This window comes from Nocardia sp. A7 (genome assembly GCF_046549215.1).
Taxonomy (GTDB): Bacteria; Actinomycetota; Actinomycetes; order Mycobacteriales; family Mycobacteriaceae; genus Nocardia.
The window spans coordinates 26891-52804 of record NZ_JAJPWE010000001.1 but is presented as its reverse complement, the minus strand read 5'-3'; the positions used below and the strand labels follow the sequence as shown (position 1 = coordinate 52804).

24 protein-coding genes are annotated in these 25914 nt (G+C 68.5%); 15 read left to right on the top strand and 9 right to left on the bottom strand.

Annotated features, from left to right (window positions below; all coding sequences use genetic code 11):
- Positions 1-4: 4 nt before the first annotated feature.
- The gene (locus ACLJPD_RS00250) at positions 5-676 is read right to left on the bottom strand and encodes a potassium channel family protein (RefSeq protein WP_410869630.1); all 672 of its coding nucleotides are present in this window, start codon (positions 674-676) and stop codon (positions 5-7) included.
- Between the two features lie 4 nt (positions 677-680).
- A complete protein-coding gene (locus ACLJPD_RS00245; protein ID WP_410869629.1) occupies positions 681-1346 on the bottom strand; it encodes a potassium channel family protein in 666 nt (221 codons plus the stop codon).
- A 172-nt stretch (positions 1347-1518) separates the two neighbouring features.
- Here ACLJPD_RS00245 and ACLJPD_RS00240 point away from each other — a divergent pair, with 172 nt between their 5' ends.
- The 3 genes from ACLJPD_RS00240 to hpnE all read left to right on the top strand — a co-directional run bounded on the left by ACLJPD_RS00240 (position 1519) and on the right by hpnE (position 6338).
- The gene (locus tag ACLJPD_RS00240; protein ID WP_410869628.1) at positions 1519-3516 is read left to right on the top strand and encodes an APC family permease; all 1998 of its coding nucleotides are present in this window, start codon (positions 1519-1521) and stop codon (positions 3514-3516) included.
- Between the two features lie 36 nt (positions 3517-3552).
- On the top strand, positions 3553-4911 hold the full coding sequence (locus ACLJPD_RS00235) for a class I SAM-dependent RNA methyltransferase (RefSeq protein WP_410869627.1): 1359 nt from the start codon (positions 3553-3555) through the stop codon (positions 4909-4911).
- 62 nt (positions 4912-4973) lie between these two features.
- Positions 4974-6338 carry a hydroxysqualene dehydroxylase HpnE gene (gene hpnE, locus ACLJPD_RS00230; RefSeq protein ID WP_410869626.1) on the top strand — a complete coding sequence of 455 codons (1365 nt, stop codon included), beginning with the start codon at positions 4974-4976 and terminating at the stop codon, positions 6336-6338.
- A gap of 8 nt (positions 6339-6346) precedes the next feature.
- Here hpnE and ACLJPD_RS00225 read toward each other — a convergent pair whose 3' ends face one another.
- Together ACLJPD_RS00225 and glsA are read right to left on the bottom strand one after the other, a co-directional pair.
- Entirely contained in the window at positions 6347-7018 is a 672-nt protein-coding gene (locus tag ACLJPD_RS00225; protein ID WP_410869625.1) for an SIMPL domain-containing protein, read from the bottom strand.
- Positions 7019-7137: 119 nt separating this feature from the next.
- The gene (gene glsA / locus ACLJPD_RS00220) at positions 7138-8946 is read right to left on the bottom strand and encodes a glutaminase A (RefSeq protein WP_410871864.1); all 1809 of its coding nucleotides are present in this window, start codon (positions 8944-8946) and stop codon (positions 7138-7140) included.
- Positions 8947-9262: 316 nt separating this feature from the next.
- Between glsA and dxs the strand changes: the two genes are divergently transcribed.
- The gene (gene dxs, locus ACLJPD_RS00215; RefSeq protein WP_410869624.1) at positions 9263-11161 is read left to right on the top strand and encodes a 1-deoxy-D-xylulose-5-phosphate synthase; all 1899 of its coding nucleotides are present in this window, start codon (positions 9263-9265) and stop codon (positions 11159-11161) included.
- Positions 11162-11203: 42 nt separating this feature from the next.
- On the opposite strand, the gene ACLJPD_RS00210 is transcribed toward dxs, so the two are convergent.
- Entirely contained in the window at positions 11204-12460 is a 1257-nt protein-coding gene (locus ACLJPD_RS00210) for an HRDC domain-containing protein (protein WP_410869623.1), read from the bottom strand.
- A gap of 22 nt (positions 12461-12482) precedes the next feature.
- Positions 12483-13034, bottom strand: a complete 552-nt coding sequence (locus tag ACLJPD_RS00205; protein ID WP_410871863.1) for a DUF3000 domain-containing protein — start codon at positions 13032-13034, stop codon at positions 12483-12485.
- A gap of 318 nt (positions 13035-13352) precedes the next feature.
- Here ACLJPD_RS00205 and hemE point away from each other — a divergent pair, with 318 nt between their 5' ends.
- The 11 genes from hemE (at position 13353) to ACLJPD_RS00150 (ending at position 22373) form a co-directional block, all read left to right on the top strand.
- Positions 13353-14408, top strand: coding sequence for a uroporphyrinogen decarboxylase (hemE, locus tag ACLJPD_RS00200; protein WP_410869622.1), 1056 nt, complete (start codon positions 13353-13355; stop codon positions 14406-14408).
- Between the two features lie 23 nt (positions 14409-14431).
- Positions 14432-15790 carry a protoporphyrinogen oxidase gene (locus ACLJPD_RS00195; protein ID WP_410869621.1) on the top strand — a complete coding sequence of 453 codons (1359 nt, stop codon included), beginning with the start codon at positions 14432-14434 and terminating at the stop codon, positions 15788-15790.
- 97 nt (positions 15791-15887) lie between these two features.
- On the top strand, positions 15888-16130 hold the full coding sequence (locus tag ACLJPD_RS00190) for a hypothetical protein (RefSeq protein ID WP_410869620.1): 243 nt from the start codon (positions 15888-15890) through the stop codon (positions 16128-16130).
- Between the two features lie 63 nt (positions 16131-16193).
- Positions 16194-17387 (top strand): hypothetical protein, encoded by a 1194-nt coding sequence (locus ACLJPD_RS00185; RefSeq protein WP_410869619.1) that lies wholly within the window; start codon positions 16194-16196, stop codon positions 17385-17387.
- On the top strand, positions 17354-17719 hold the full coding sequence (locus ACLJPD_RS00180; protein WP_410869618.1) for a hypothetical protein: 366 nt from the start codon (positions 17354-17356) through the stop codon (positions 17717-17719). Before ACLJPD_RS00185 ends, ACLJPD_RS00180 begins: the two co-directional genes overlap by 34 nt.
- 22 nt (positions 17720-17741) lie before the next feature.
- On the top strand, positions 17742-17939 hold the full coding sequence (locus ACLJPD_RS00175; protein ID WP_410869617.1) for a hypothetical protein: 198 nt from the start codon (positions 17742-17744) through the stop codon (positions 17937-17939).
- Positions 17940-17943: 4 nt separating this feature from the next.
- On the top strand, positions 17944-18639 hold the full coding sequence (gene hemQ, locus ACLJPD_RS00170; protein WP_410869616.1) for a hydrogen peroxide-dependent heme synthase: 696 nt from the start codon (positions 17944-17946) through the stop codon (positions 18637-18639).
- Positions 18640-18672: 33 nt separating this feature from the next.
- Positions 18673-19611 (top strand): DUF2804 domain-containing protein, encoded by a 939-nt coding sequence (locus tag ACLJPD_RS00165; RefSeq protein ID WP_410869615.1) that lies wholly within the window; start codon positions 18673-18675, stop codon positions 19609-19611.
- 90 nt (positions 19612-19701) lie between these two features.
- Complete coding sequence (locus ACLJPD_RS00160; protein ID WP_410869614.1) at positions 19702-20280, top strand: TetR/AcrR family transcriptional regulator; 579 nt, start codon at positions 19702-19704, stop codon at positions 20278-20280.
- Entirely contained in the window at positions 20277-21473 is a 1197-nt protein-coding gene (locus ACLJPD_RS00155; protein WP_410869613.1) for an NADH:flavin oxidoreductase, read from the top strand. Before ACLJPD_RS00160 ends, ACLJPD_RS00155 begins: the two co-directional genes overlap by 4 nt.
- A 72-nt stretch (positions 21474-21545) precedes the next feature.
- Entirely contained in the window at positions 21546-22373 is an 828-nt protein-coding gene (locus ACLJPD_RS00150; protein WP_410869612.1) for an SDR family NAD(P)-dependent oxidoreductase, read from the top strand.
- Positions 22374-22423: 50 nt separating this feature from the next.
- Here ACLJPD_RS00150 and msrB read toward each other — a convergent pair whose 3' ends face one another.
- The 3 genes from msrB to ACLJPD_RS00135 form a co-directional block, all read right to left on the bottom strand.
- Positions 22424-22861 carry a peptide-methionine (R)-S-oxide reductase MsrB gene (msrB, locus tag ACLJPD_RS00145; protein WP_410869611.1) on the bottom strand — a complete coding sequence of 146 codons (438 nt, stop codon included), beginning with the start codon at positions 22859-22861 and terminating at the stop codon, positions 22424-22426.
- Between the two features lie 60 nt (positions 22862-22921).
- Positions 22922-24253 (bottom strand): glycosyltransferase family 87 protein, encoded by a 1332-nt coding sequence (locus ACLJPD_RS00140; protein ID WP_410869610.1) that lies wholly within the window; start codon positions 24251-24253, stop codon positions 22922-22924.
- 84 nt (positions 24254-24337) lie between these two features.
- The gene (locus ACLJPD_RS00135; RefSeq protein WP_410869609.1) at positions 24338-25891 is read right to left on the bottom strand and encodes an alpha/beta hydrolase; all 1554 of its coding nucleotides are present in this window, start codon (positions 25889-25891) and stop codon (positions 24338-24340) included.
- Positions 25892-25914 lie beyond the last annotated feature (23 nt).

Genomic DNA, 25914 nt, shown 5'->3' with positions numbered 1-25914 from the left:
GGACTTACGGCCGCACGCCGTGGGTGGCCAGGGTCAGCCGCAGATCCTCTTCGGCCTCCACCGAAGTGACGAACAGCAGTTCGTCGTCGCCCTCGAACGGATCGTCGGGTTGTGGCACGATCACTCGGCCACCGCGCAGGATCGTCACCAGCGCGGTGTCGCGCGGCATCGACAGCGTGCGCACCGGCTTGCCCGCCAGCTGGGTGTCGGGGGGCAGGGTGATCTCGACCAGGTTGGCCTGGCCCTGCCGCAGCGTCATCAGCCGCACCAGATCGCCCACCGACACGGCCTCCTCGACGAGCGAGGCGAGCAGCCGCGGCGTCGACACGGCGACATCGACGCCCCACGACTCGTTGAACAGCCATTCGTTGCGCGGATCGTTGACCCGCGCCACCACCCGGCGCACCCCGAACTCGGTCTTGGCGAGCAGGGCGTGGACCAGATTCGCCTTGTCGTCACCGGTGGCGGCGATCACCACCTCATAGGTCTCGAGGTCGGCGTTCTCCAGCAGCGACAGCTCGCAGGCGTCCGCGTGGACCCACACGGCGTCGGGGATGGCGGCCGGGTCGATGTGGTCGAGCTGGCGTTCGAGCAGCATCACCCGATGCCCGCCGCGCAGTAGTTCCCTGGCGATCGAGCGTCCGACCGCGCCCGCTCCGGCGATGGCGACCTTCATGTGTTCAGTCCTCGCTCACGGGGGCCTTGGCGGCCAGGGCGATCGCCTCGCCGACAGTGCCGGACGTGGCCGCGACGTAGACGACGTCGTCGGCCTGGACGATCGTCTTGGATTCGGGGAGCAGGCCCTGGCCGAAGCGCAGGATGAACGCCACCCGCACGGTCAGGTCGCGTTCGAGATCGCGCACCGTGCGGCCGGACCAGTCCTCGTGCAGGGTCAGCTGGGTCACCGCGACCGCGCCCGTGGGGTCGCGCCAGGTGGTGGTGGAGTTGTCGCCGATCAGGGTGCGCAGGAACCGGTCGGTGGTCCACGGCACGGTCGCGATGGTCGGGATGCCGAGCCGTTCGTACACTTCGGCGCGCTTGGCGTCGTAGATGCGAGCGACGACACGTTCCACCCCGAACATCTCCCTGGCCACCCTGGCCGAGATGATGTTGGAGTTGTCACCGGAGCTCACCGCGGCGAACGCGTCGGCGCGTTCGATTCCCGCGCGGGTCAGCACGTCGCGGTCGAACCCGACGCCGATCACCTCCTGGCCGGTGAATCCCTCACCGAGGCGGCGGAAGGCGGTGGGATCGCGGTCGATGACCGTGACCTCGTGACCCACCCGGGTCAGCGCACGCGCCAGTGACGAGCCGACACGCCCGCACCCCATGATCACTACGTACACCGTGCACCCTCGTTCCTGGCCTACCCGTGGCGTCCGGCAAGGACCGTACCCGCCGGATGCTCCCATCGCCCATTTTCCCCGCGGTAACGCGGGGCAAACAATCTCCGACACCGCCGTGACGCCGAGGAACGTGCGCGCGAAGGTGCTGGTGAACTCCTCTATGCTCAGCCCGGTGTCCAAGTTGACGACGGCAGCCAAGCGCGTGCTGCTGGGTAGGCCGTTCCGTAGCGATTCGCTCGGCCACACGTTGTTGCCCAAGCGTATCGCTCTTCCGGTCTTCGCTTCCGATGCGATGTCGTCGGTGGCCTATGCCCCGGAGGAAATCTTCCTGGTGCTGTCGGCGGCGGGCATCGCGGCCTATGTGTACGCGCCGTGGGTCGGCCTCGCGGTGGTGGTGGTGATGGCGGTGGTCGTCGCCAGCTACCGGCAGAATGTGCACGCCTATCCCTCCGGCGGCGGTGACTACGAGGTCGCGACCAAGAACATCGGTCCCAACGCGGGTTTGACGGTCGGCAGCGCGTTGCTGGTCGACTATGTGCTCACCGTCGCCGTGTCGATCTCCTCGGCGGCGTCGAACATCGGCTCGGCCATTCCGTTCGTCGCCACGCACAAGGTGTTGTTCGCGGTGGTGGCGATCGTGATCCTGACCGCGATCAACCTGCGCGGCGTGCGCGAATCCGGTACCGCCTTCGCTGTGCCGACCTACGCGTTCATCGTCGGCATGTTCGCGATGCTGATCTGGGGCCTGTTCCGCACCTATGTGCTGGGCGAGGACATCCAGGCCGAGTCCGCCGGCTTCGGGCTCAACGCCGAAGACGAGCACCTCTACGGCCTGGCGTTCGCCTTCCTGATCGCGCGCGCCTTCTCCTCTGGCTGTGCGGCACTGACCGGTGTCGAGGCCATCAGCAACGGCGTGCCCGCGTTCCGTAAACCCAAGTCGCGCAATGCGGCGACCACCCTGCTGCTGCTGGGCACCATCGCGATCGTGCTGCTGATGGGCATCATCATCCTGGCCCAGAAGATCGGCGTCGTCTACGCCCACGACGCCTCGAATCTGGTCGGTGCGCCCGCCGATTACCACCAGAAGACGCTGATCGCGCAGATCGCCGAGGCGGTGTTCCACGGCTTCCCGATCGGCTTCTTCTTCATCACCATCGTCACCGCGCTGATCCTGGTGCTGGCCGCCAATACCGCGTTCAACGGTTTCCCCGTGCTCGGTTCGATCCTGGCGCAGGACCGCTATCTGCCCCGTCAGTTGCACACCCGCGGCGACCGGCTCGCGTTCTCCAACGGCATCCTGTTCCTGTCGGGTGCGGCGATCGCGTTCGTGGTGTTCTTCGGCGCCGAGGTGACCAAGCTGATCCAGCTCTACATCGTTGGCGTGTTCGTCTCGTTCGTGCTGAGCCAGACCGGCATGCTGCGGCACTGGACGCGCCTGCTGCGCACCGAGACCGATCCGGCGCAGCGCAGGCAGATGATGCGGTCCAGGGTGATCAACGCGATCGGGCTGACCGCGACCGGCACGGTGCTGGTGATCGTGCTGGTCACCAAGTTCTTCGCGGGTGCCTGGATCGCGATCATCGTGATGGTGGCGATCTTCGTCGTGATGAAGCTCATCCGCAAGCACTACGACTCGGTCTCGCGCGAACTCGACGAGTCCGACTGGGACGGTGTGCTGCCCAGCCGGACCCACTCGCTCGTCCTGGTCTCCAAACTGCACCTGCCGACGCGCCGCGCGCTGGCCTACGCCCGCGCGACCCGCCCGGACACCCTCGAAGCGGTGACGGTCAACGTCGACGACGCCGACACCCGCAAGCTGGTGCGCGAGTGGGAGAACAGCGAGATCAACGTGCCGCTGAAGGTGATCGAATCGCCCTACCGCGAGATCACCAAGCCGGTGCTCGAATACGTCAAGCGGGTGCGCAAGAACGCACCGCGCGACGTGGTCACGGTGTTCATCCCCGAATACGTGGTCGGGCACTGGTGGGAGCAGGTGCTGCACAACCAGTCCGCGCTGCGGTTGAAGGGCAGGCTGCTGTTCGAGCCGGGTGTGATGGTGACGAGCGTGCCGTGGCAGCTCAGCTCCTCGACCAGGGCCAAGCAGGCAGGTGAAGGAAACGCGCCGGGTTCGGTGCGCCGAGGTTTCGAACGACCAGGACGTCGCGAATGAGCGGCGCGCCGGTCGAGGGTGAGAGTGGGTGTGACCGTGAGTGATTGGAGCGGACAGGAATTCGAGGTGCGCCTCGGTGCGCCGGGGCACGGTGGTTTCATCGTCGGGCGCCACGAGGGGCGAGTCGTGTTCGTGCGGCACGGGTTGCCCGGTGAACTGGTGCGGGCCCGGGTGACCGAGGATCGTGGCGGGTCGTTCTGCCGGGCCGATGCCGTCGAGATCATCGAGGCGTCACCGGATCGGGTGCCCGCGACGTGTCCGGTGGCCGGACCGGGTGGGGCGGGGTGCTGTGATTTCTCCTTCGCCACACCCGAGGCCCAGCGCGCGCTCAAGGCCACCGTGGTGTCGGAGCAGTTGCGGCGGTTGGCCAAGATCGAGCCGGAGGTGACGGTCGAACCGATCGCCGGGGATTCCGGTGCGGTGACCGGTGGTTGGCGCACGCGGGTGCGGTTGGTCGTCGACGCGGCGGGGCGTGCGGGTGTGCATCGCTACCGGAGCACCGATGTGATCGCGGATCTGCGTTGTCCGCAGCCGGTTGCCGGTGCGCTCGACGGTGTCGCGGATCGGCTGTGGACGCCGGGCGCCGATCTGGTTGTCGCGGTGGACGGCGATGGTGTGCGCCATATCGTCGAACTCGCGCAGACCCCCGGCGCGGGCCCGGCCGGTCGGCCCGAGACCCCGCGTGGTGCGAGCCGCGGTCGTGGGCAGCGGCCGGGGCGTCGTCGTGAGTCGACGCCGCCCGCGGGGGACGAGCGTGGTGCGATCAGGGATCGGGCGGCTACGCGAAAATCGGCGATGAACGCGCCGCGTGAGGAGTGCGTGGTCGAAGGTTCGGGTCGGGTCGTGGAGTATGTGGCCGGCCGTCGCTGGGAGCTGTCGGCGACGGGGTTCTGGCAGGCGCATCGTGGTGCGGCGCAATGCTATTCGGATCTGATCGCCGAGTGGTCGGGGCTCGCCCCTGGCGGTTCCGGCTGGGATCTCTACGCCGGTGTCGGTGTCTTCGCCGCGCGGCTGGCCGAACAGACGGGGCAGACCGGGGCGGTGACCGGTATCGAATCCGCTCGCTCGGCCGTTGTCGACGGTGTGGCCGCCCTGGGTGATCTGCCCTGGTTGGACCTACGGGCCGACCGTGTCGAGAGCTGGGCTCGCAGTGCTTCCGGCACACCGGATGTCGTTGTGCTCGATCCGCCGCGTGCGGGTGCGGGCAAAGACGTCGTCGCCGCGGTGACCGATGCGGATCCTCGTCGGATCGTGCACATCGGTTGTGACCCAGCGGCTTTCGGTCGTGATCTGGGGTTGTACCTGGATGCGGGATATCACTTGGCGCAGCTGCGGGCGTTCGACGCCTTCCCGGGAACACATCATGTCGAGTGTGTGGCGCTGCTCGACCGCTGAGGTGTTAGGTAGTCCCGGGCATTCCGCCGATAGAAAGAGAGAATTCGCGCTACATTGCCTCAATGGTGGACGCAAGCGACTCACGCCGGTTCGTTGTCATCGGGGGCGGGCTGGCCGGGCTGGCCGCCGCCGTGTGGCTGGCGGAGGCCGGTAAGCAGGTGACTCTGCTGGAGCGGCGAGGTCGGCTCGGCGGCCGCACGCAGGCGATGCGGGTTTCCGGGGTGGACGACCTGCCCGACAACGGCCAGCACGTGGTGGCCAGCGGATACCGCAGTCTGTGGCGGTATCTGGAGAGCGTGGGCACCCGCCGGCACATCGAGTTCCCCGGCGCCGGGAGTCTGCGCTGGCCGGGTGGGCGCGCGGTCATGTTGCCCACCAAGGGTTTCGGTGCCCTGCGCACACTGATGGGTGCGCATCCCGACGCGGGACCGCTGGAACGGCTGCGCGCGTTGCGATCCTCGCTGATGTTGGTCCGGCAGGCACTGTGGCAACCGGCGTACCTCGCCGACATCACCACCGACGAGTGGTTCCGCCGCGTCGCGATGCCGGCGAAAGCGCGAGAGGCCCTGTGGGATTGGCTCGCGCTCGGCATCGCCGCGGAACCGGTGGACCGGGAGTCGGCGAAGGTGTTCGCCGATGTGCTGGCCACCGGGGTCCGGATCGGACTGCGGGACCGGACGGGCGTGACGATCGGCTATCCCACCGTGGACCTGGACACGCTCTACATCTCCGGCGCCGAGCAGGTCTTCGAGCGCCACGGGGTCGACGTGCGCTACCGGGCGGTGGCCCGCAAGATCGTCATCATCGACGGCAAGGCGACCGGGGTGCAGCTGGCGGACGGCTCGGTGCTCGAGGCCGACGCGGTGATCTGCGCGGTCCCGAACTCCGCGATCGGCGGGCTCCTCGACGATCTACCCGAACATGCCGAAATCTACGCTGCCGCGGACAAACTGGGCTCCACCCCGATCGTGAGCACGAACCTGTATCTGGACCGGCCGCTGAAGACCGAGTCGGCCATGGAGGCGCTGATCGGCGGCACCGGCGTGATCGATCAGGTCTTCGACCGGCAGCGCATGCACCAGCGCACGCCCGACGGCACCTGGCTGTACTGCCTGACCACCAGCGGCGCCTACGAGCAGATCCACAAGAGCAACGAGGAGATCCTCGCCGAGCAGATGGATCTCATCCGCCGCTACTACCCGGAGGCCGCCGACGCTCAGGTCGTGACCGGTCACGTGGTGAAGATGGCGAAGGCGACCTTCTCCCAGGTGCTCGGCACCGACAACCTGCGCCCGGACCAGCGCACCTCGGTTCCGAACTTGATGCTGGCCGGTGACTGGACCCGCACCGACTGGTCCGCCACGATGGAAAGCGCCGTCCAGAGCGCCGAACGCGCCGTCGAAGCGCTCCTCACGCAGCCCGAATAGACCGTGCGCTACTCGAGGGCCCAGCTCACGCGGACGCTCGCTCCGACTTCGGTCTCGCCGGGAACCATGGGGACGGGGGAGCCGCCGCGGGCCATCAGCATGGGAGACGAGTCCATCTCGGCGCTGATGTCGTAGGCGCGGGAGGACGGTGCGGAAGTGTCCTCGGTGATCTGGAGGACGGCGCCCAGTATGACTCCGGCGCGGGCCGCGTACTGCTCGGCTTTCGCTTTCGCGTCGTCGAAGGCCGCGTCGCGGGCCTGTTCCAGGAGCGGGGCCGGGTCGGCGATGCCCCGGGTCAGACCGCCGAGGCGGACGTCGTCACCGCCCGCGTTCACCGCGGCGGCGACGGTTTCGGCGGGGTCGGTTCCGGTGCCTTCGCGCAGCGACACGAGCAGCCCGGTGGACGCCAGGTAGCCGGCGATCTCGTTGCGTCCGTTGTCGGTGTAGACGGTCTCGGTGCGCACACTCAAGCCACTGGTCGCCATGTCCGCGTCACCGACCCCGGCTGCCCGCAGCGCCGCGACGACCGCGCTCACGCGGTCGCCCGCACGCCCATAGGCGGCCACGACGGTGTCGGCTCGCGATTCCACCGACAACGTCAACCGGATCAGATCGGGGACCGCGCGCACCACCCCGCGCCCGAATGTGGTTGTGCTCGCCTGCCAGGACTTCTTGCTCACCGCGGTACTCCTGTCGGTTGAAGGCTGCTGTGCTGCTCAACGTCTCGCGTCCGCACCGAGTTCCGTCGCCGCGACTGGGAGTTCGCGGATACGGTTCGGACGGCAGCGTTCGGAGATGGTCAGTAGTTCTGGGAGTTCGCCGATATTGTTCGGACGGCAGCGTCCATTTGTGCGTACGCCCCCGCGGCGAGTCGTTGCAGCAGAGCGAGTTTCAGGCGCGGGTGCTGCTCGGCGAGCTCGTCGAACACGGCGGGGCTCATCACCGCCACCCGTACCCCGGTCTCGGCGACCACGTCGTTGACGAACTTCTCCCCGATCAACATCGGGATCTCGCCGAACGACATCCCCGCCGACAACGTCACCAACCGGTGCACCCGCCCGTCGGTCCCGGGAAACGTCATCCGCACCCGCCCGTCGAGGATCAGGTACAGCCCGGATCGTGGCTCACCGCGCTCGGCGATCACCTCACCCCGGGCGAAGGTTCGCGCGACGAAGTCCGCGCACAGCCGGTTTCGGTCGGCCTCCTCGAGCCCGACCAGCAGCGGATGCTCGTCGAGGGCGATGGACGTGCGCGTCGCGGTTCCCGGTGGCCGGTGCCGGTCCAGCACGATGTCCTCACACCATTCGGTGGCCGTGTCCCGGTCGATGAACACCCGCCCGCGCGGATCGTCGGGATCCAGACTCGACACCTCGTGCCCGAGCGTGGCATCGGGATCGACCAGCGCCACCCGGCTGCCTCGGCGCACCAGTGCGGCCTGCAACTCGTCGAGCATGCCGCGTGCCACCTGACTCACCTCGCCGACCCGGCGCAGGTCGATCACCAGCGCGTCGAGCTCGTCGGCCCTGCCCTCGATCGCCCGCACGGCGCGTTCGGCACCGGCGAACAGCAGGTCGCCGTGCAGTTCATAGATCCGCGCCCGGTCACCGTGTGCGGCCAGTACCGCGGCGTCCTCGGGCGTGCGGCGCAATCGCGACGGCAGCTGTGCGACCGTGTAGTCGGCGCGGATCGCGGTGCGCGCCGATCGGGTCACGTGACAGAAGTGCAGTTCCAGCCGCCGCGACAGCTCCCGGCACGCGGCGACCCCGCGCACACTGTTGCCCTGCCCGTCCAGGCGTGGCGAGTACACCGAGATCCCGAGCTGGCCCGGCAGCACCGCGATGATCCCGCCGCCGACCCCGCTCTTGGCGGGCAGGCCGACCGTGGTCACCCAGTCACCGGCCGCGTTGTACATGCCGCAGGTGGTCATCACACTGAGCACCCGCTCGGTCAGCACCGTCGACAGCGCCCGTTCTCTTGTCCTCGGATTCACGCCGTTGTCGGCCAGTGTCGCCGCCATCACGGCCAGGTCCGCACAGGTGACCTCGAGCGAGCACTGCCGGAAATACCGGTCGACCACCTCGTCGGGTTCGACGTCGAGGATGCCGACCGAGCGCAGCATGTACCCGATGGCGCGATTGCGGTACCCGGTGCGAGCCTCGGATTCGTAGACCGCCTCGTTCATCGTCAACTCGCGCCCGGCGAAGCGGGAGTAGCAGCGACGCACCCGCTCGAACTTGTCCGCCGCGTCGCGTCCGTTCACCAGCGAGGCCGCGGTGATGGCCCCGGAGTTGATCATCGGGTTGCTCGGGCGCTGGGTGTCGGGTTCGAGGCTGATCTCGTTGAACGGCTCGCCCGACGGCTCCACATCGATGTGTTCGGCCACCCCGTCGAGCCCGCGATCAGCCAGGGCCAGTGCATAGGTGAACGGCTTGGAGATGGACTGGATGGTGAACCCGATATCGGTGTCGCCGACCTCGTAGACGAGCCCGTCGGCGGTGGCCAGGCACAACCCGAACGAATCCGGTGCCACGGCGGCGAGTTCGGGGATGTAGTCGGCGGGGGCGCCGGAGGTGTCGTCGCGGCAGGCCGCGTACACCTCGTCGAGCATGCCTGCCACCACACCCGGGTCGATCGTGCGCGTCGCGCTGTGCGCTGGAGTCACAGCGTCACTGTAGGGCGGCGGTCGGCGGGCCGGTCGCCGGACGCGCGGGGAGATTGTCCTCACAGCCCGCAACACAGTGAGGTAAGCCTTTGCCGAACCGGATTTCCGGCCGCGCGTCCTGTTCAGCGGGCCTGCGGCGGTGTCGTCGTCGCGACGGTAGACCTAGCCGCGCGTGTGCTCGGAAGGGCCCGCGGGCCGGTGCCCGGCACGCGGGCAAATACACTGGGCGGATCACAATGTAGTCCGGAGGGAGCGAGTTCAGGTGGGAGTGCTGTCGCGGGTGGATTCACCCGAAGATCTGCGCCGGCTGAGCGTGCCGCAACTGCGCGAGCTGGCGGGCGAGATCCGCGAGTTCCTGGTGCAGAAGGTCGCCGCCTCCGGAGGTCATCTCGGCCCCAATCTCGGGGTGGTCGAGCTGACCATCGCCCTACACCGGATTTTCGATTCGCCGGCCGACCCGTTGATCTTCGACACCGGTCACCAGGCCTACGTGCACAAGATCCTCACCGGTCGCAAGGATCGCTTCGATTCGCTGCGCAGCCGCGACGGTCTGTCGGGCTATCCGAGTCGCGCCGAGAGCGAACACGACTGGGTGGAGTCCTCGCACGCCTCGGCCGCGCTGTCCTATGTCGACGGACTGGCCAAGGCGTTCGCGCTCACCGATCAGAACCGCACGCCGGTCGCGATCGTCGGTGACGGCGCGCTCACCGGCGGCATGTGCTGGGAAGCGCTCAACAACATCGCGGGTGCCCCCGATCGTCCGGTGGTGGTGGTGGTCAACGACAACGGCCGCTCCTACGCCCCCACGATCGGTGGACTCGCCGACCGCCTCACCGCCCTGCGCACCCAGCCCGCCTACGAGCACGCCCTCGACGCCGGGAAACGCATTCTGAAAAGCATTCCCGCCGTGGGGGATTCGGCGTATTCGATGTTCCACGCGCTCAAGGTCGGGATCAAGGACGCGGTGAGCCCGCAGGAACTGTTCTCCGATCTGGGCATGAAGTACGTCGGTCCGGTCGACGGCCACGATCTCGTGGCGCTCGAGGCGGCGATGCGGCGCGCCAAGGACTTCGGTGGTCCGGTCGTCGTGCACGTGGTCACCCGCAAGGGCAACGGCTACGAGCACGCCGAGAACCACGTCGCCGACCAGATGCACGCCTGCGACCCGATCGACCCCCTCACCGGTCGTCCGCTGGCGGGCAAGAAGGCCAAGGGCTGGACCGCGGTGTTCTCCGAGGAGCTCATCGAACACGGGGCGCGCCGCGAGGACATCGTCGCCATCACCGCCGCCATGCCCGGCCCCACCGGCCTGGCCGCGTTCGGCGAACGCTTCCCCGAGCGCATGTTCGACGTCGGGATCGCCGAACAGCACGGCATGGCCTCGGCCGCCGGTCTTGCGCTGGGCGGCATGCACCCGGTGATCGCCATCTACGCCACCTTCCTCAACCGTGCCTTCGACCAGCTCCTGATGGATGTGGCGCTGCTGAAGCAGCCGGTCACGGTCGTACTCGACCGTGCGGGCGTCACCGGCCCCGACGGAGCCAGCCACAACGGCATGTGGGACTTCTCGCTGCTCGGCATCATCCCCGGCATCCGTGTCGCCGCCCCCCGCGACGGTGCGACGCTGCGGGAGGAACTGGGCGAAGCGCTCGCGATCTCCGATGGTCCGACCGTGCTGCGTTTCCCGAAGGGCAGTGTCGCCGAAGACATCACGGCCGTGGAACGGCTCGACGGCCTTGATGTGCTTCGACTGGCCGTCCCCGGTGCGGGTTCGGCGCAGTCCCAGCACGGTGACGTCCTGATCGTCGCCGTCGGCCCCTTCGCCGAAACGGCCATGAAGGTCGCCGAACTCCTGGAGCCCCAAGGTATTTCGGTCACCGTTGTCGACCCGCGCTGGGTGATCCCGGTCTCCGACACCTTGGTCAAGCTCGCCGAGAACTACCGTCTGGTCGTCACCGTCGAAGACGGCGGCCTGCACGGCGGTATCGGCTCCACCGTCTCCGCCCGCCTGCGCGACGCGGGCCTGGACGTCCCCACCCGCGATCTCGGTGTGCCCCAACAGTTCCTGGACCACGCCTCCCGCAACGAGATCCTCGAAGACCTCGGCCTCACCCCCGACGCCATCGCCCAACGCATCAGCGGCTGGCTGCATTCGCGCTGATCGCCGCCCGGACACGGCCGTCAACGCCTCGATGACGGAGAATCAGTGGGAACTGTCGGTGGGCGTCAGTGCCTCGGTCAGCGCGGGGACGGCCAGGGTGCGCTGCCACCGGCGGGCGCCGCCGGCGAGGAGGAATGCCTCGATCTTCGCGGACAGTTCTTCGGGGGTGCCGACGTTGTTGTAGTCGGGGAGTCCGTCCCAGCAGAGCCGGCGAACCAGGTCGGGGGACAGGAGGTTCTCGACCGGGACGGCGTGTTCGGTGGAGAGTTCGCCCATGGCACCGCGGGCGGTGGTGAGGCGGGCGGCGGCGATGGGGTCGCGGCGTTCCCAGCGGTTGACCGGCGGTGGGCCGTCGAAGGGCAGGGTCAGCGGGGGGAGTTGTTTGTCGGGGAGGGTGCGGCCTCGTTCGACGGCGGCCAGCCAGTCACGGGAGTAGCGGCGTTGGCGGGGTCCACCGAAGACGGGCAGGGTGCGCAGTTGGGCGATCGAACGGGGGTCGGCGGTGGCGGCGGTGACGATGGCCGCGTCGGGCAGGATGCGGGCGGGGGCGACGTCGCGGGCGCGGGCGAGTTCGTCGCGGGTGGTCCACAGCTCGCGCACGATCGCCAGTTGGCGGGTGCGGCGCAGGGCGTGGATGCCGGAGGTGCGGCGCCAGCGGTCGGCCTTGGGCGTGGGCGGGTCCATGGTGCGGACGTGCTCGAATTCCTCTGCGGCCCAGTCGAGTTTGCCCTGGGCGGTGAGGTCGGCGGCGACGGTGTCGCGCAGCTCCAGGAGCAGTTCCACGTCGAGGGCGGCGTAGTTGAGCCACTCGTCGGGCAGTGGTCGGCTCGACCAGTCGGCGGCACCGTGGCCCTTGCGCAGGGAGCGGCCGAGAAGGTTTTCGACCATCGCGGCCAGGCCGACGCGTTCGTAGCCGGCGATGCGCCCGCCGAGTTCGGTGTCGAACAGGCGGGCGGGGCGCAGACCCAGCTCGGCGAGGCCGGGCAGGTCCTGGTCGGCGGAGTGCAGGACCCACTCGAGGTCGTTGATCGCCTCGGCCAGAGGGGTCAGCGAATCCGTGACGGGAATGGGGTCGATGAGGAACGAGCCAGCGCCCGCACGGCGGAGCTGGATCAGGTACGCCCGCGCCGAATAGCGGAAACCGGACGCGCGTTCGGCGTCGACCGCGAGGGGGCCGGTGCCGGCGGCGATGGTCTTGGCGGCCGCGGCGACCTCTTCGGCGGTCGCCAGCACGGGTGGAACCCCCTCGGCGGGGGCGAGCAGGGGCTCTGCTGCGGTGGGTTCCTCGGCGACCGACATAAACGTGAACTCTACGTGGCGATCAAGGGTGTTCGGTGCGGGTATAGGACTCCGGTCGCAAATGGGTGACCCCGGCGGGCGGCAACCCGGCGGCAAAGGCCAGCACCTCGCAGAACGCTTCGACGTGTTGTCGCATCTCGGTGCTCGTCGCCGTCCACGACGCGCGCAGTTCGAGCTGGTGGGCGCGGGGTGGGCCAGCGATATCGCCGTAGCGGACCGAACTGGTCGCGGTGACGGTGCCGCCGAGGGCGGTGAACGGTTCGCCGCGCGATTCCAGGGAGTCGACCAGCCAGCTCCACGCCACTTCGGGAAGTAGCGGGTCGGCGGCGAGGGCGGCGTCGATGTCGGCCTGGATGTAGGCGACGAGCCGGAACACGCCGTTCCAGGCCTCGTCGCCGTCGGGGTCGTGCAGCAGGATGAGCCTGCCGAACGCGTCGCCCTCGGAGTCGGTGGGCACCACCGGACTGTCGGGGTGGATGACCTCCGCTCCGAGCGCATAGGAGAACGGCGCCAACCGTTGCGGAGGACGGATAGGCGCCAGCTCGATTCGGGGGTGCACTGTTGCGGTGCCCATCGCATCGACCGCCGCCCGAAAAGGAGCAGGCTCGCGGGGCGTTCCCCCGGTCGGTGCGGCGCCGTCGCGGATGTCGAGCGGTGTCACGAGGAGGAACGGTAGACGGTGGGCGCCCGGCGCCGTCGGAGGCGCGCCGCCGTGCGCGTTGCGTGCGCGGTCGTGTTGCGCAGGGCGCATTCTCGGGGGCGATGCGATGCGCGATGTGCGACGCGAACGGGTGCGGTGGGTGGGGAGCACTCGACCGGCTGAACATGTGGCCGGTCCCACACCGGCCGGGGCGTGCGGTTCGTCGGGGCTCGACGCTTAGGATGAACGGCGATGAGCACTTACACCCGCCGCCGGTTGCCCGATGCCCCCTTCCTGGCCGCCGCCACCGGCGCGACGCCGAGCAGGCGCCCGGTGTGGTTCATGCGTCAGGCAGGCCGGTCGCTGCCGGAGTACCGCGAACTACGCAAGGGCGTCGGCATGCTCGAGTCGTGCTTCGACCCGGAGCTGGTCTGTGAGATCACCATGCAGCCGATCCGCCGCCACGGTGTAGACGCGGCAATCCTGTTCTCCGACATCGTCGTTCCCCTCAAGGCCGCGGGCATCGACCTCGACATCGTGCCCGGCGTCGGCCCCGTCATCGCCTCGCCCATCCGGACCGAGGCCGACGTCCGCGCGCTGCCGCGACTGCGTCCCGAAGAGGTCGGCGCAGTCACCGAAGGCGTGCGCCTGCTCACCGCCGCGCTCGGCGACACCCCGCTCATCGGCTTCGCGGGCGCCCCGTTCACCCTTGCCTCCTACCTGGTGGAAGGTGGGCCGAGCAAGCAGCACGAGCGCACCAAGGCGATGATGCACGCCGACCCGAAGACCTGGCACGCCCTGCTCGGCGCCCTCACCGACATCACCATCGCCTTCCTGCAGGCCCAGCTCGCGGCCGGCGTCGACGCGGTGCAGCTGTTCGACTCCTGGGCCGGCGCGCTCTCGCTGGCCGACTACCGCGAGTACGTGCTGCCGCATTCGGAGCGCGTGTTCGCCGAAGTCGCCTCGGCGGGAGTGCCGCGCATTCACTTCGGTGTCGGCACCGGCGAGCTGCTGGGTGCGATGGGTGAAGCAGGTGCCGACGTGGTCGGGGTGGACTGGCGGGTGCCGCTCACCGACGCGGTGCGTCGCGTCGGTGCCGGAAAAGGCTTGCAGGGCAACCTGGATCCGGCGATCCTGTTCGCCGGATTCGACGCGGTCGAGTCGGAGACCCGCCGGATCCTGCGCGAAGCGGATGAGGCGATCACCCTCGGCGCTACCGGCCACATCTTCAACCTGGGGCACGGGGTGCTACCGGATACCGATCCCGGCGTGCTGACCGCACTGGTCGAGTTGGTGCACTCGCTGTAGCTACGCCCCGCTACGGTCGTGGCATGAGGATCGCGGTCGTCGGTGGCGGGATCAGCGGGCTCGTCGCGGCCTATCGGTTGCGGCAGCGGCTGGGACAGAAGGTCGATATCGTCGTGCTCGAGCAGAGCGGGCGGGTCGGCGGGGTGCTGCACACCGGCGAATTGGCCGGGGAGCCAGTGGATCTCGGTGCCGAGGCCTTTGTCGGGCGCAGGCCAGAGGTCATCGAGCTGATGAGCGAGCTCGGTCTGGCCGACCAGTTGGTGCGGCCCGCGGGCAAGCGACCGCTGATCTGGGCGCAGGGGTCGGCACACCCGTTGCCGGGGCGCACGCTGATGGGGATTCCGTCCGATGCCGAGTCGTTGCGCGGGCTGGTCGACGACGCGACCCTGGATCGAGTCGCGACCGAGGCGCAGCGGCCGCTGCGTTGGGAGCCGGGCAGTGATGTCGACGTGCAGACCCTGGTGGGCGACCGGTTCGGCCGCCAGGTGGTCGAGCGCAGCGTCGATCCGCTGCTGGGCGGGGTGTACGCGGGGATCAGCGCTTCCATCGGCATCCGCGCCGCACTACCCACCCTCGCCGCGGCACTCGACGACGGGGCCTCCAGCCTCACCGAGGCTGTCCGGGCGGCAATGCCCGCTCCCAGTTCTGCCCCGGTGTTCGGTGGGCTGCGTGACGGCTATGGAGCCCTGCTCGCCGCACTGTCCGAGGCGTCGCAGGCTCGATTCGTCATGACCACGGCGGGAACGCGGGTAGCTCGCGGGCCCCGGGGCTGGGTGGTCGATCCGCTGGGCACCGTCGACGCCGTCGTCATCGCGACGCCCGCCCCCGTCGCCGCCCGCCTCCTGCACTACGCGGCACCGGCAGCGGCCGAAGCCGCGGCGGGCATCGAACTGTCCTCTTCGGCCCTCGTAGCGATGGCTCTGCCGCGCGCGACCGCACTACCGGACAACTCCGGCATTCTCGTCGCCACCGGAGAACCCTTGCGCGCCAAGGCTTTCACCCTGTCCAGCCGCAAATGGCCCCACTTGGCCGAGCGTGCCGTCGCCCTGGTCCGTGCCTCCTTCGGCCGCCTCGGCGACGACGCGCCGCTCTCCTGGTCCGACGACGAACTCATCGCCGCGGCCGTCGCGGACCTGACCACCGTCACCGGCATCCCGATCACCCCGCTCGACGCGGTCGTCCAGCGCTGGCCCGGCGGACTCCCGCAGTACGCCCCCGGCCACACCGACCGCATCGCCACCCTCGAATCCGCCCTCGCGAGCATCGACGGCCTCGCGGTCGCGGGCGCCTACCTCCACGGTGTCGGCGTCCCCGCGTGCGTGGCCTCGGGCACCGCGGCGGCCGATCGCATCGTCACCGCCATCGCGTCGCACATCGACTGAATCGGCCGCGTCCTCCCCGGCCTGGTGTGGCCGCGGACTCGCACTCGAGTATCGTGAGCGGGCCGATTGTGGCTGTGAGGGTTAGAGGGATTCGCGCGTGGAATCAGGGTGGGAAACGGACCGGACCGAAGAGGGCCGATCCGCTGTTGCGGCTATCGATCGAACCGCACCGGAAACGGTCGAGTCGCGCCGCACTCCGGCGCAGTGGCTGCGCTCGGCGCGCACCGACCTGATCGTCGCCGGTGGCTATCTGTCGCTCGCGGTTTTCGTACTCGCGGGGCTGTGGTCGAACCTTGGTAGTGGCTACCTGAGCAAGAGCGATCAGGACCAGACGCTGTAAGAGTGGTTCTACGCCGTCACGGCGCGAAACATCACCCACCTGGCGAGTCCGTTCAGCACCCAGTTGCAGAACTATCCCGACGGCGTGAACATGATGGCCAATACCCTCATGTACGGCTGGGGGGTACCGTTCACGCCGATCACCCTGCTTTTCGGGCCGACCGTCACCTTCGTGTCAGCACTCACCTTCGGCCTGTCCGGCACGGCATTCGCCTGGTACTGGGTAGTTTCGCGCGAGCTGGTGACCTCGAAATTCGCTGCGGCCGTTGGCGGTGTGTTCTGCGGCTTCGCACCCGCGATGATCGCGCACACCAATGGGCACGCGAATTTCGTTGTCCTGGTGTTGCTTCCGCTTATCGCATTGCAGGTCATCAAAATGGCGCGGCACGCGGAGAACGCCGTCGGGACGCGACCGGTATGGCAACCGCGCGCCGCCCTCGTGCTCGGACTGCTGGTCGCTGTGCAGCTCACGCTGGGTGAGGAGCCGCTGCTGATCTTCGCGCTCGGCTTCGCGGTCTTCGCCTTGGCCTACGTGCGCACTCCGCGCGCCATCGCGCTCACGCTGCGCACGGCGGGCCCGTCGATCCTGCTCGCGGCGCTGATCACCTTGACGCTCACCGGTTTCGGTCTGTGGTGGCAGTTCGCCGGACCGCAGTCGTATCGATTCATCGGGATCGGCCGGGTCGGCAACGACATTCTGTCGCTGTTCCAGTTCTCGCCGGAATCGGCGGGCAGCATGTTCTCGTTCGGCCCCGACGTGAGCATCAATCCGACCGAGGACAACACCTATTTCGGTTGGCCGCTGCTACTGCTCGTCGCCGTGGCCGCTTACTTCCTGCGGCGCGAGCGCATCGTTCGGGCCGCCGGGATCGTCATCGTGGTGTTCACGGCGCTGTCGCTCGGCATCGTGCTGTCCTTCGACGGCGTCGTGCGCTTCGGCGACGGCGACTTCGCCATGGTGCCGATGCCGTGGCTGGCCTTCGGGTGGATCCCGCCACTGAACGGGATCATCGAATCACGGTTCGCCATGGTGGCCATTCCGGCCATCGCGATAATCCTGGCCCTCGGGACCCAGCGGGCGATCGACTCGCGACGCACCTCCGCCACCATGCGGCGGCCCGCTGCCTGGTTCGGCGCACTGACCTTGGCGCTGCTGCCCATCGCGCCGACCATGGTGCCCGTCACGGAACGCCCCCGACGCCCGCGTTCTTCGCGGACGGCACTGTGCGCCAGTATGTCTCGGACGGCTCGGTGGTGATCGTGCCGCCGCCCACCTCGGGTGACGCCATCGCACTGCGGTGGCAGATCGACGCCGACTTCGCCTTCCCGCTCGTCGGCGGCTACTTCGTCGGCCCGAGCGGTGAGGACCAAGGGGCCGGTTACAGCTCCGACCCCCGATCCACCGCAGTACTGCTCATGCTGGTCCGGATGCGTCGACGACCTGCTCGGCTTTCCGGCCACGCAGGTGGACGGTGTGTGGGTGTGGGACGTGCGCGGTCTCGTTTGACCGCGCCGGGCATCCTCGGCGAACACCGGCCCTCGCGGAACTCGTCGCGGCAGCACCGCGTGTTATCCGCCCATCGGCGATAGCGGTCCTGCATGATCGCACGCTGTGACCATTGCCGGTGAGCAGAGCAGCGCGCGGACCCTGATCCTCGACCCCGATCTCGGGCCCGTCGAACTTCATGGGGGTGAGGTGACGACGGTGACCTCGGTGTTCGGTACCGATGAATCGTCGCCGTGGCGGGCGAGCAGGCCGAACCCGGACCGAGCCCCAGCGGTAGGCGAAAACCCCGCAGTGGCACCATAGATCCATGGCGCGACTCGACTTCCAGGCTCTCAACTCCACCATTCGCTACCTGATGTTCTCGGTGTTCCAGGTTCAGCCGGGCGTGCTCGGTGAGGACCGGGCGGAGGCGATCAAGGAAGCGCAGGCGTTCTTCGACGGGCTCGAAGACAAGGGTGTGGTGCTGCGCGGCATCTACGACGTGGCGGGGCTGCGGGCCGACGCCGACTTCATGCTGTGGACCCATGCCGAGCGAGTCGAGGATCTGCAGGCCGCGTACGCCGATTTCCGACGGACCACCGCGCTGGGCAAGGCGAGCGCTCCGGTCTGGAGCAACGTCGCCGTACACCGGCCCGCCGAGTTCAACAAGAGCCACATTCCGGCGTTCCTTGCGGGGGAGGACGCGGGCAACTACATCTGCGTCTACCCGTTCGTGCGGTCCTATGAGTGGTACCTGCTTCCCGACGAGGAGCGTCGCAAGATGCTCGCCGACCACGGCAAGGCCGCGCGTGGATACGCCGACGTGCGGGCCAACACCGTGAGTTCGATGGCGCTGGGCGACTACGAGTGGATCCTCGCGTTCGAGGCCCCCGAACTGCACCGGATCGTCGATCTGATGCGCGACCTGCGGGCCACCGAGGCGCGGCTGCACGTGCGCGAAGAGGTGCCGTTCTTCACCGGCCCGCGCGTCGAGGTCGAGCAACTGGTCACCGCACTGCCCTAGCTCATGGAACACGAGATCACTACACAGGTCGATTTGTGTCGACCCGATGGTCGGCTCGACCCGGACGCGGTCGGCTGGACGCGGCGGCCGTTGCATCGGACCGATCTGCGGGGCTGGGGGCGGTGTAAGCGCTGGGAGTACTGGGGGATCGTCACCCCGCGTCATATCGTCGGCATTGTCGTGTCGTCGCTGGATTACGCCGGCGTGCACGGGATCTACGTCCTCGACCGGGAGACCGGCGAGGAGGTCACGCGCGATGCCGTGGTGCCGCTGGCACGCGGCACGGTGCTGGCCGCGCGCAGCGGTGTGGGGAGGACATCGGCGCGGGGTGGTGGTGTCGAGATCGAGGTCTCCGAGGACGAGGGCGGTAGCTCGGTCCAGGCCAGCGCCGCCGGCGTGCGGCTCTCGGTGCGGGTGCCGAGGCCGCCCGGTCATGAGTCGCTCGGTGTGGTGGTGCCGTGGAGTGCGCGGCGCTTCCAGTACACGGTCAAGGATGTAGGGCGGCCGGTGTCCGGGACTTTGGCCGTGGATTCGGAGGTTCATCGGATCGAGGAGGGTTTCGCGGTACTCGACCACGGCCGGGGGAAATGGCCGTACTCGATGACCTGGAATTGGGCGGCCGGTGCGCGGCCCGGATTGGGAATCCAGTTCGGGGGCAAGTGGACCGACGGGACCGGCAGCACCGAGAACGCCATCGTTGTCGACGGTCGTGTCCAGAAGATCAGCGATGAGCTGCGCTGGGACTACGACACCACCGATTGGCTGCGACCGTGGTCGATCACCGGCGACCGGGTCGAGGTCGGGTTCCGGCCGTTCCATGAGCGTGTGGCGGTGTCGAATCTGATCGTCGTCGCCGGGGAAACGCATCAGTGTTTCGGGCATTTCACCGGGCGGGTGCGTGGTGAGGACGGTCGCTGGCTCGATCTGGACGGGGTCGTGGGGTGGGCGGAGGAAGCCCGGAACCGATGGTGACCGGTGAGTGCTCACCAAGTCAATGTGGTACCGATTCACTGATTGAAACAGTGATTGAATTACTGATTGAAACGTGTTTCACTTTTAGGCATGGTCGATGAGGTCAAGACAGGGACGCGGCAGCGACTGCTGATCGCCGCCGAGTCACTGCTGCTGACCGAGCCGTACGACGAGGTCTCCGTGCGCGGCATCTGTGCGGCCGCCGGTGCGAACACCGCCGCGGTGCACTACCACTTCGGATCGAAGGAAGCCCTGATCGGTGCGCTGATCGAGGACCGGTTGGGACCACTGTGGGCCGATGAGCTGGCCCGCGCGAGCGCCGGACGCGATTCGCTGCCCGCCGTCGTCGACACGATCCTGGCCCCCTTCGTGCAGCTCGCGGGAGATCCCCTGGGCCGCTTGCATCTTCGACTGCTGTCGAGGTTCGTGCTCGGACGGCACCTCACGGCGTGGCGCGGCCCGTGGTTTCGGATGGGCACCTGGGTCACGCTGCTTCCGGAGCTGAGTGACCGGGAGAGCCGCCGTCGATGGATGCTCGCCTTCGACCTGATCATCCTGCGTTTCGGCAGCCCCGAAATCGAGGAACACGGCATGGCGCAGCCGGACCTGGCGACACTGCGGGATTTCGTGGTGGCCGGTTTGACCGCGCCGACGGGAGAACAGTTGTGAACGACATCTTCGCACCGGCCACGCTGGGCCCGATCACCTTGCGCAACAGGGTGATCAAGGCCGCGACCTTCGAAGGCCGCACGCCGGACGCCCTGGTCACCGAGGAACTGATCGACTTCCATCGCGAGGTCGCCGCCGGCGGTGTCGGGATGACCACCGTCGCGTATTGCGCGGTCGCGCCCGGCGGTCGCACCGATCGACATCAGATCTGGATGCGTCCGGAAGCCGTTGCGGGACTGCGGAAGCTGACCGATGCCGTGCACGCGGAGGGCGCCGCGGCCAGCGCGCAGATCGGTCATGCCGGACCGGTGGCCAACGCCGCTTCCAATCGAGTGCCCGCGCTCGCGCCGAGCCGGATGTTCAACCCGCTCGGCATGCGATTCACCAAGACGCCCACCGTCGCCGAGATCGCCGAAACCGTGGCCGCGCACGCCGATGCGGCACGCCTGGCCGAGCAGGCCGGATTCGACGCGGTGGAGATTCACTTCGGCCACAACTATCTGGCCAGCGCGTTCCTGAGTCCGGTGCTGAACCGGCGTAAGGACGCCTACGGCGGATCCCTGCTCAATCGGGCTCGGATGGCACGTGAAATCGCCTGTGCGGTCAAGGATGCCGTGGGAGATCGGATCGCGGTCACGGCCAAGCTCAATATGGAGGACGGCCAGGCCGGTGGCCTCACCATTCCCCAATCGCTCCAGGTGGCCGCCTGGCTCGAGGCCGACGGCGCGCTCGACGCCCTCGAATTGACCGCGGGCAGTTCGCTGCTGAACCCGATGCTGTTGTTCCACGGCACCCCACCGCGCCGCTCCTTCGCGAAAGTCCTGCCCGCTCCGGCCCGCATGGGCTTTCGCCTGGTCGGGAAGTCCTTCCTGAAGGAGTACCCGTACCGGGAGGCCTACCTGCTCGAGCGGGCCCGCCACTTCCGGCGCGCGCTGTCGATGCCGCTGATCCTGTTGGGCGGCATCACCGAACTCGACACGATGCGCCTTGCCCGGACCGAAGGCTTCGAATTCGTCGCCATGGGCCGGGCCCTGCTACGCGAACCGAATCTGCTGCAGCGCATCCAGGCCGATGAATCCACGCGCTCGGCATGCGTGCACTGCAACGAATGCATGCCCACCATCTACTCGGGCACGCGCTGCGTGTACCGCCCCGACCTTTCGCGCGAGCCGATCCAGCTGACACTGGGCTGAAACACCCGACGGATCGGACACGCCATGAGTGGACAGCCGCCCGCTGTGCCGCGAACAACTGGGAGATCGCGGATGCAGATCGAGGGAAGCGTTTTCGTCGTCACCGGAGCTGGAAACGGCATCGGACGATGCGTCGCAGTGGAACTGATCGCCCGCGGCGCGGTCGTGGTCGGTGCCGATCGGGATGAGCGGGCGCTGGCCGCCACCGCCGCACTTGTCGCCGACAGCGAGCGCTTCACCGCCCACCCGATCGATATTTGCGACCGTGTCGCCGTGGCCGCGTTCCCCGACAGTGTGATCGCCGCCCACGGACATGTGGACGGGCTGCTGAACATCGCGGGGATCGCCCAAGAACTCCAGGCCGTCGCAGACCTCAGCGAGGCTCGGATCGAGACGCTGATGCAGGTGAACTTTTTCGGCGCGGTGTGGATGTCGCGAGCCTTCCTCCCGCACCTGCTGCAACGCCCTCGTGGTGTCATCATGAACACCTCGAGCCTGTCGGCGATCGTTCCGGTCCCCGGCTCGGCGGTGTACGGCGCGTCCAAGGCCGCGCTCGCCCTGTTCAGCTACGGCCTGGCGCAGGATCTGCGTGGCCGCTCGAATGTCACGGTGACCACGGTGCTTCCCGGTTCGGTCTGGACCGACCTGGTGCGCGAAGTGGCTCAGCAAATGGGTGCGCCCGAGTGGCTCGCCAAGGGATTCTCGGCCCAGCCGGAGCGGGTGGCGCGCCGCATCGTCGATGCGACCGCCGAGGGCAGGGGCCGTGTTGTGATCGGCAAGGACGCCCACGTCTATGACGCCCTTCGACGGCTCAGCACCCGACTGGCCGACCGGCTGTCCTACCTACAGGTCGGTCACGGCGTCTATCCCAAGAGCACCACACCCGACCGGAGCAGCTGACCACCTGCCCGCCCCCGGTGACCTCGGGCGGGCTTACCGAGCTTCAGTGGTCAGCTGGCAGGACCCTCCGCAGGGTGCAGACGCAACGAGATCGAGTTGATGCAGTAGCGCTGGTCGGTGGGGGTGGGGTAGCCCTCACCCTCGAAGACGTGCCCGAGGTGGCTGTGGCAGTTCGCGCAGATCACCTCGACCCGGCGCATGCCGAGGGTGTCGTCGGTCTTGAGGATCACGGCATCGGAATCGGCGGGATCGAAGAACGACGGCCACCCGCAGTGCGAGTCGAATTTCTCTGTGCTGCGGAACAATTCGGCGTCGCAGGCGCGACAGGTGTAGACACCCTCGGTCTTGGTGTCGGTGTATTCGCCGATGAACGGTCGCTCGGTGGCGGCCTCGCGCAGGACGGCGTATTCCTCGGGGTCCAGTTTCGCCCGCCATTGCTGCGGCGTGAGCTGGATACGCGGCGTGGGCAACGAAGTTTCGGAACTCATGGCTCCACGCTAATGGTTTCGGCCGGTGCGCGCCGTGAGCGGTGCGTCACCGGCCGACAATTACTTGAGCGCGGGCTCGCGGTCTTCGACCGGCGTGACCGGATCCTCGCGGTGCGGCGGGGTCTGCGCGACCGGGGCGACGGGTGCCGGTTCGTCGGTGCCGTCCCGCGAATCGGGCGCGTTCGCGATCCATGTCGGGTCGATCCCGAACTGCAGCCTGCCCTCGCGACGGGCCGCCAGGTACCGGTCGCCGAGCACGCAGAACACGACGATGAGCAGCAGCCCCCAGCCGAAGGTCACCCGCAGATATTCGACGTTGCGGCCGACGTCCTGCCAGCGATCGGAGAGCCACTTGTCGTAGGTCATGAACCCGAAGATCGCCAACCAGGCGGGCCAGTTGCGCAGCACGGAATTGCGCAGCACCACCGTCATCAGGAACGGGAACACCATCATCGAGTAGTACATCTGGCCCAGTGAGGGCAGCAGGAACCACGCGGTGAGCAGCACACCGGAGAATGTGGTGACGAAGAACAGTTCGTCGTGGCGGTAGTAGCGCCACAGCAGCCACAGCGACACCGCCACCACACCGGCCATCAGGACCTTTACCAGCAGGATCAGCCAGTCCGGCAATCCGAAGTAGAGCCCGTTGCCACCGACCGAGCTGTTGAAATAGTCGCGCGTCTCGGCCAGATAAGGCATGACGTGGGTGAAGAACTTCTCGGGGTCCGCCGACAGCGGCCAGGCGATCGCGGTGAGCGTCAACGGCACACCGAGCGCGGTGATGAACACCTTCCACTGCCCGCGAACGGCCGCGACCAGCAGTAACGGAGCCAGGGTCGGCTTCACCGCGATACTCAAACCGAGCGCGACACCGGCCCAGAGGTCCCGACGGGCCAGCAGCAGCGTGATGAACAGCAGCTCGGCCAGCAGCAGACAGCCGTTGACGTTGGTGAAGACCAACGTATTGGTCACCGTCTCGGAGGTGAACATCGCCAGCAGCAGTGCGGGCGCGGCGATGGAGCCCAGTCCGAACTTGAACAGGCGCAACAGCAGGTACCAGGCGAGCAGGATCGCGACGGCGTTGAGCCCGATGAACAGCCAGCGCGACAGCTCGTAGTCGATGATCGCCACCGGCGCGATCAGCAACGTGCCGCTCGGATAGTAGAGATAGTGCGGGTCGACCGACGAGAAGTCGGCGGTGTAGAGCGGCCTGCCGTTCAGGAACTCGAACGAGGCATTGTACACCGGCCGGTAGTCGTCGGTGACGAAGCCGTTGATCGCCTTGATGAAGACGCGGTTCAGCACCATCATGACCGCGAAGGGCCAGAGCGCGAACTTGATCACCTCGGCGGAGGTGCGAGCGGTACGGGGCTCGAGCTGTCGGAACAACACTGGGGCACGGTACACCGAATCGAGTAGCGATGGTGTCGCCGGACCCCGATGACGCGCCGGAACCGGGCGGCTGCCCGAGGTGGATCAGGCCGGGCAGGCGCCGCCGTCGGCGGGAAGTTTCGCCTCCGCGAGGTAGTCGTTGACGGCCTTCTGTGCGCAGCCGGAGTGCGCGACGACCGGATGTCCCCAGCCCTGCCAGGTCATGGTCGCGTGCCGGGCGCCCGCCGAGCCGAGCGCGCCGGTCACCGAGGGGGCGGCCCCGCCGACGACCGGATCGGCGGCACCGGCGAACACCAGCACCGGCAGTTCGAGTTCCGACGGCAGCGGCGCCGCGGTGGAAACCGGCCACGCCGAGCAGACCATCAGCCCGATGGCCGCGGTGCGCCCGAATACCGGATATTTGCCCGACCAGGTCTGCGCGAGTTCACGGGCCTTGTCCGCGGTCGGGGGCTGCTGGCTGTCGGTGCACCGGTTGACGAACTCGCCGTCGGAGGTGATCGCGGCGGCCTCGCGCACGATCATGGCCGAGAGCGGTCCGCGGTTACCGCGGTCGGCGGCGGCCAGGATGTCGGCCATGGCGGTGACCCGATTCGCCTGGTCACCGCGGGGACTGGACAGGAATCCGGTGAGCGCGGTCGACAGGTCCGCGGCCGAGATCTCACCGAGCCCGCCGCTGCCTGCCTTGTTCATCAGCGCCGTGATCGCCGCACGCGGATCGGCGCCGAGAGCGCAGTTGGCGGCCTTGCAGCGCTGTGCGAACGCGGTGAGGGCCGCTTCGGCGCCGATGACGCGCGCCTCGGCCATGGTGGTGGCGTCGGCACCGACCGGCTCGGGGGCGTCGAGCACGAGGCGGGCCAGGTGGTCGCCGTAGCGGCGGGCGTAGCTCAGTGCCACCTTGGCGCCGTTGCCCGCACCGAGCAGATTGATCTTGTCCACCTGCCACTGCTTGCGCAGTTGTTCGATGTCGTCGGCGGCGTGTGGCGCGTCGAAGGTGCCCTCGTAGGGCTGCAGGAAATCGCGGCAGGCGATGGTGGCGTCCTGGCTGAAGCCCGCCACCGCGCCGACCTGATCGGCACTGCCGACACCGGTCTGGCCGAGATCGGTCATCACCGCGCGCAGCTGTGCGGGAATGCAGTCGATGGGCTGGGAGGCGCCGATGCCACGCCGATCCACCGCGACGATCGGCTGCGCGGCCAGCAATGCGCTGTTGGGCCCGATCGCCAGCCCGGCCAGCGTCGAGGCCGACGAACGGTCCGACCCGGAGGTGAGCACCAGCGGGGCCGCGTCCGCGGGTGTCTGCGGCAGCCGGGCGCGCAAGGCGCCCGCACGGAAAGTACCGATCACGGTGCCCGCGGTGTCGATCGGAGTCGAGAACTCGGCGCAGTCGAGAACCAGCCCCGCGGGCGCGGCGCCGAAGTCGAGCGAACTCAGGGTGGCCGCGGTGCAATCACGCCAGGCGAGGTCGGTTTTGGGCACCTCGGCCTTGGCCAGGTCCTGCGGTGCGGGTGCCTCGGTCTGCGCGCCACCGGCCCCGGGGCGTTCGACGGCGACGACGGGCCGATCCGACGGCCCGGCCCCACAGCCCGCGAGCATGATCGACAGTGTCGCGGCCGTTGCCGCGGCCCGAGTCCAACGCATGCGCTACACACTGCCAGGTTCGG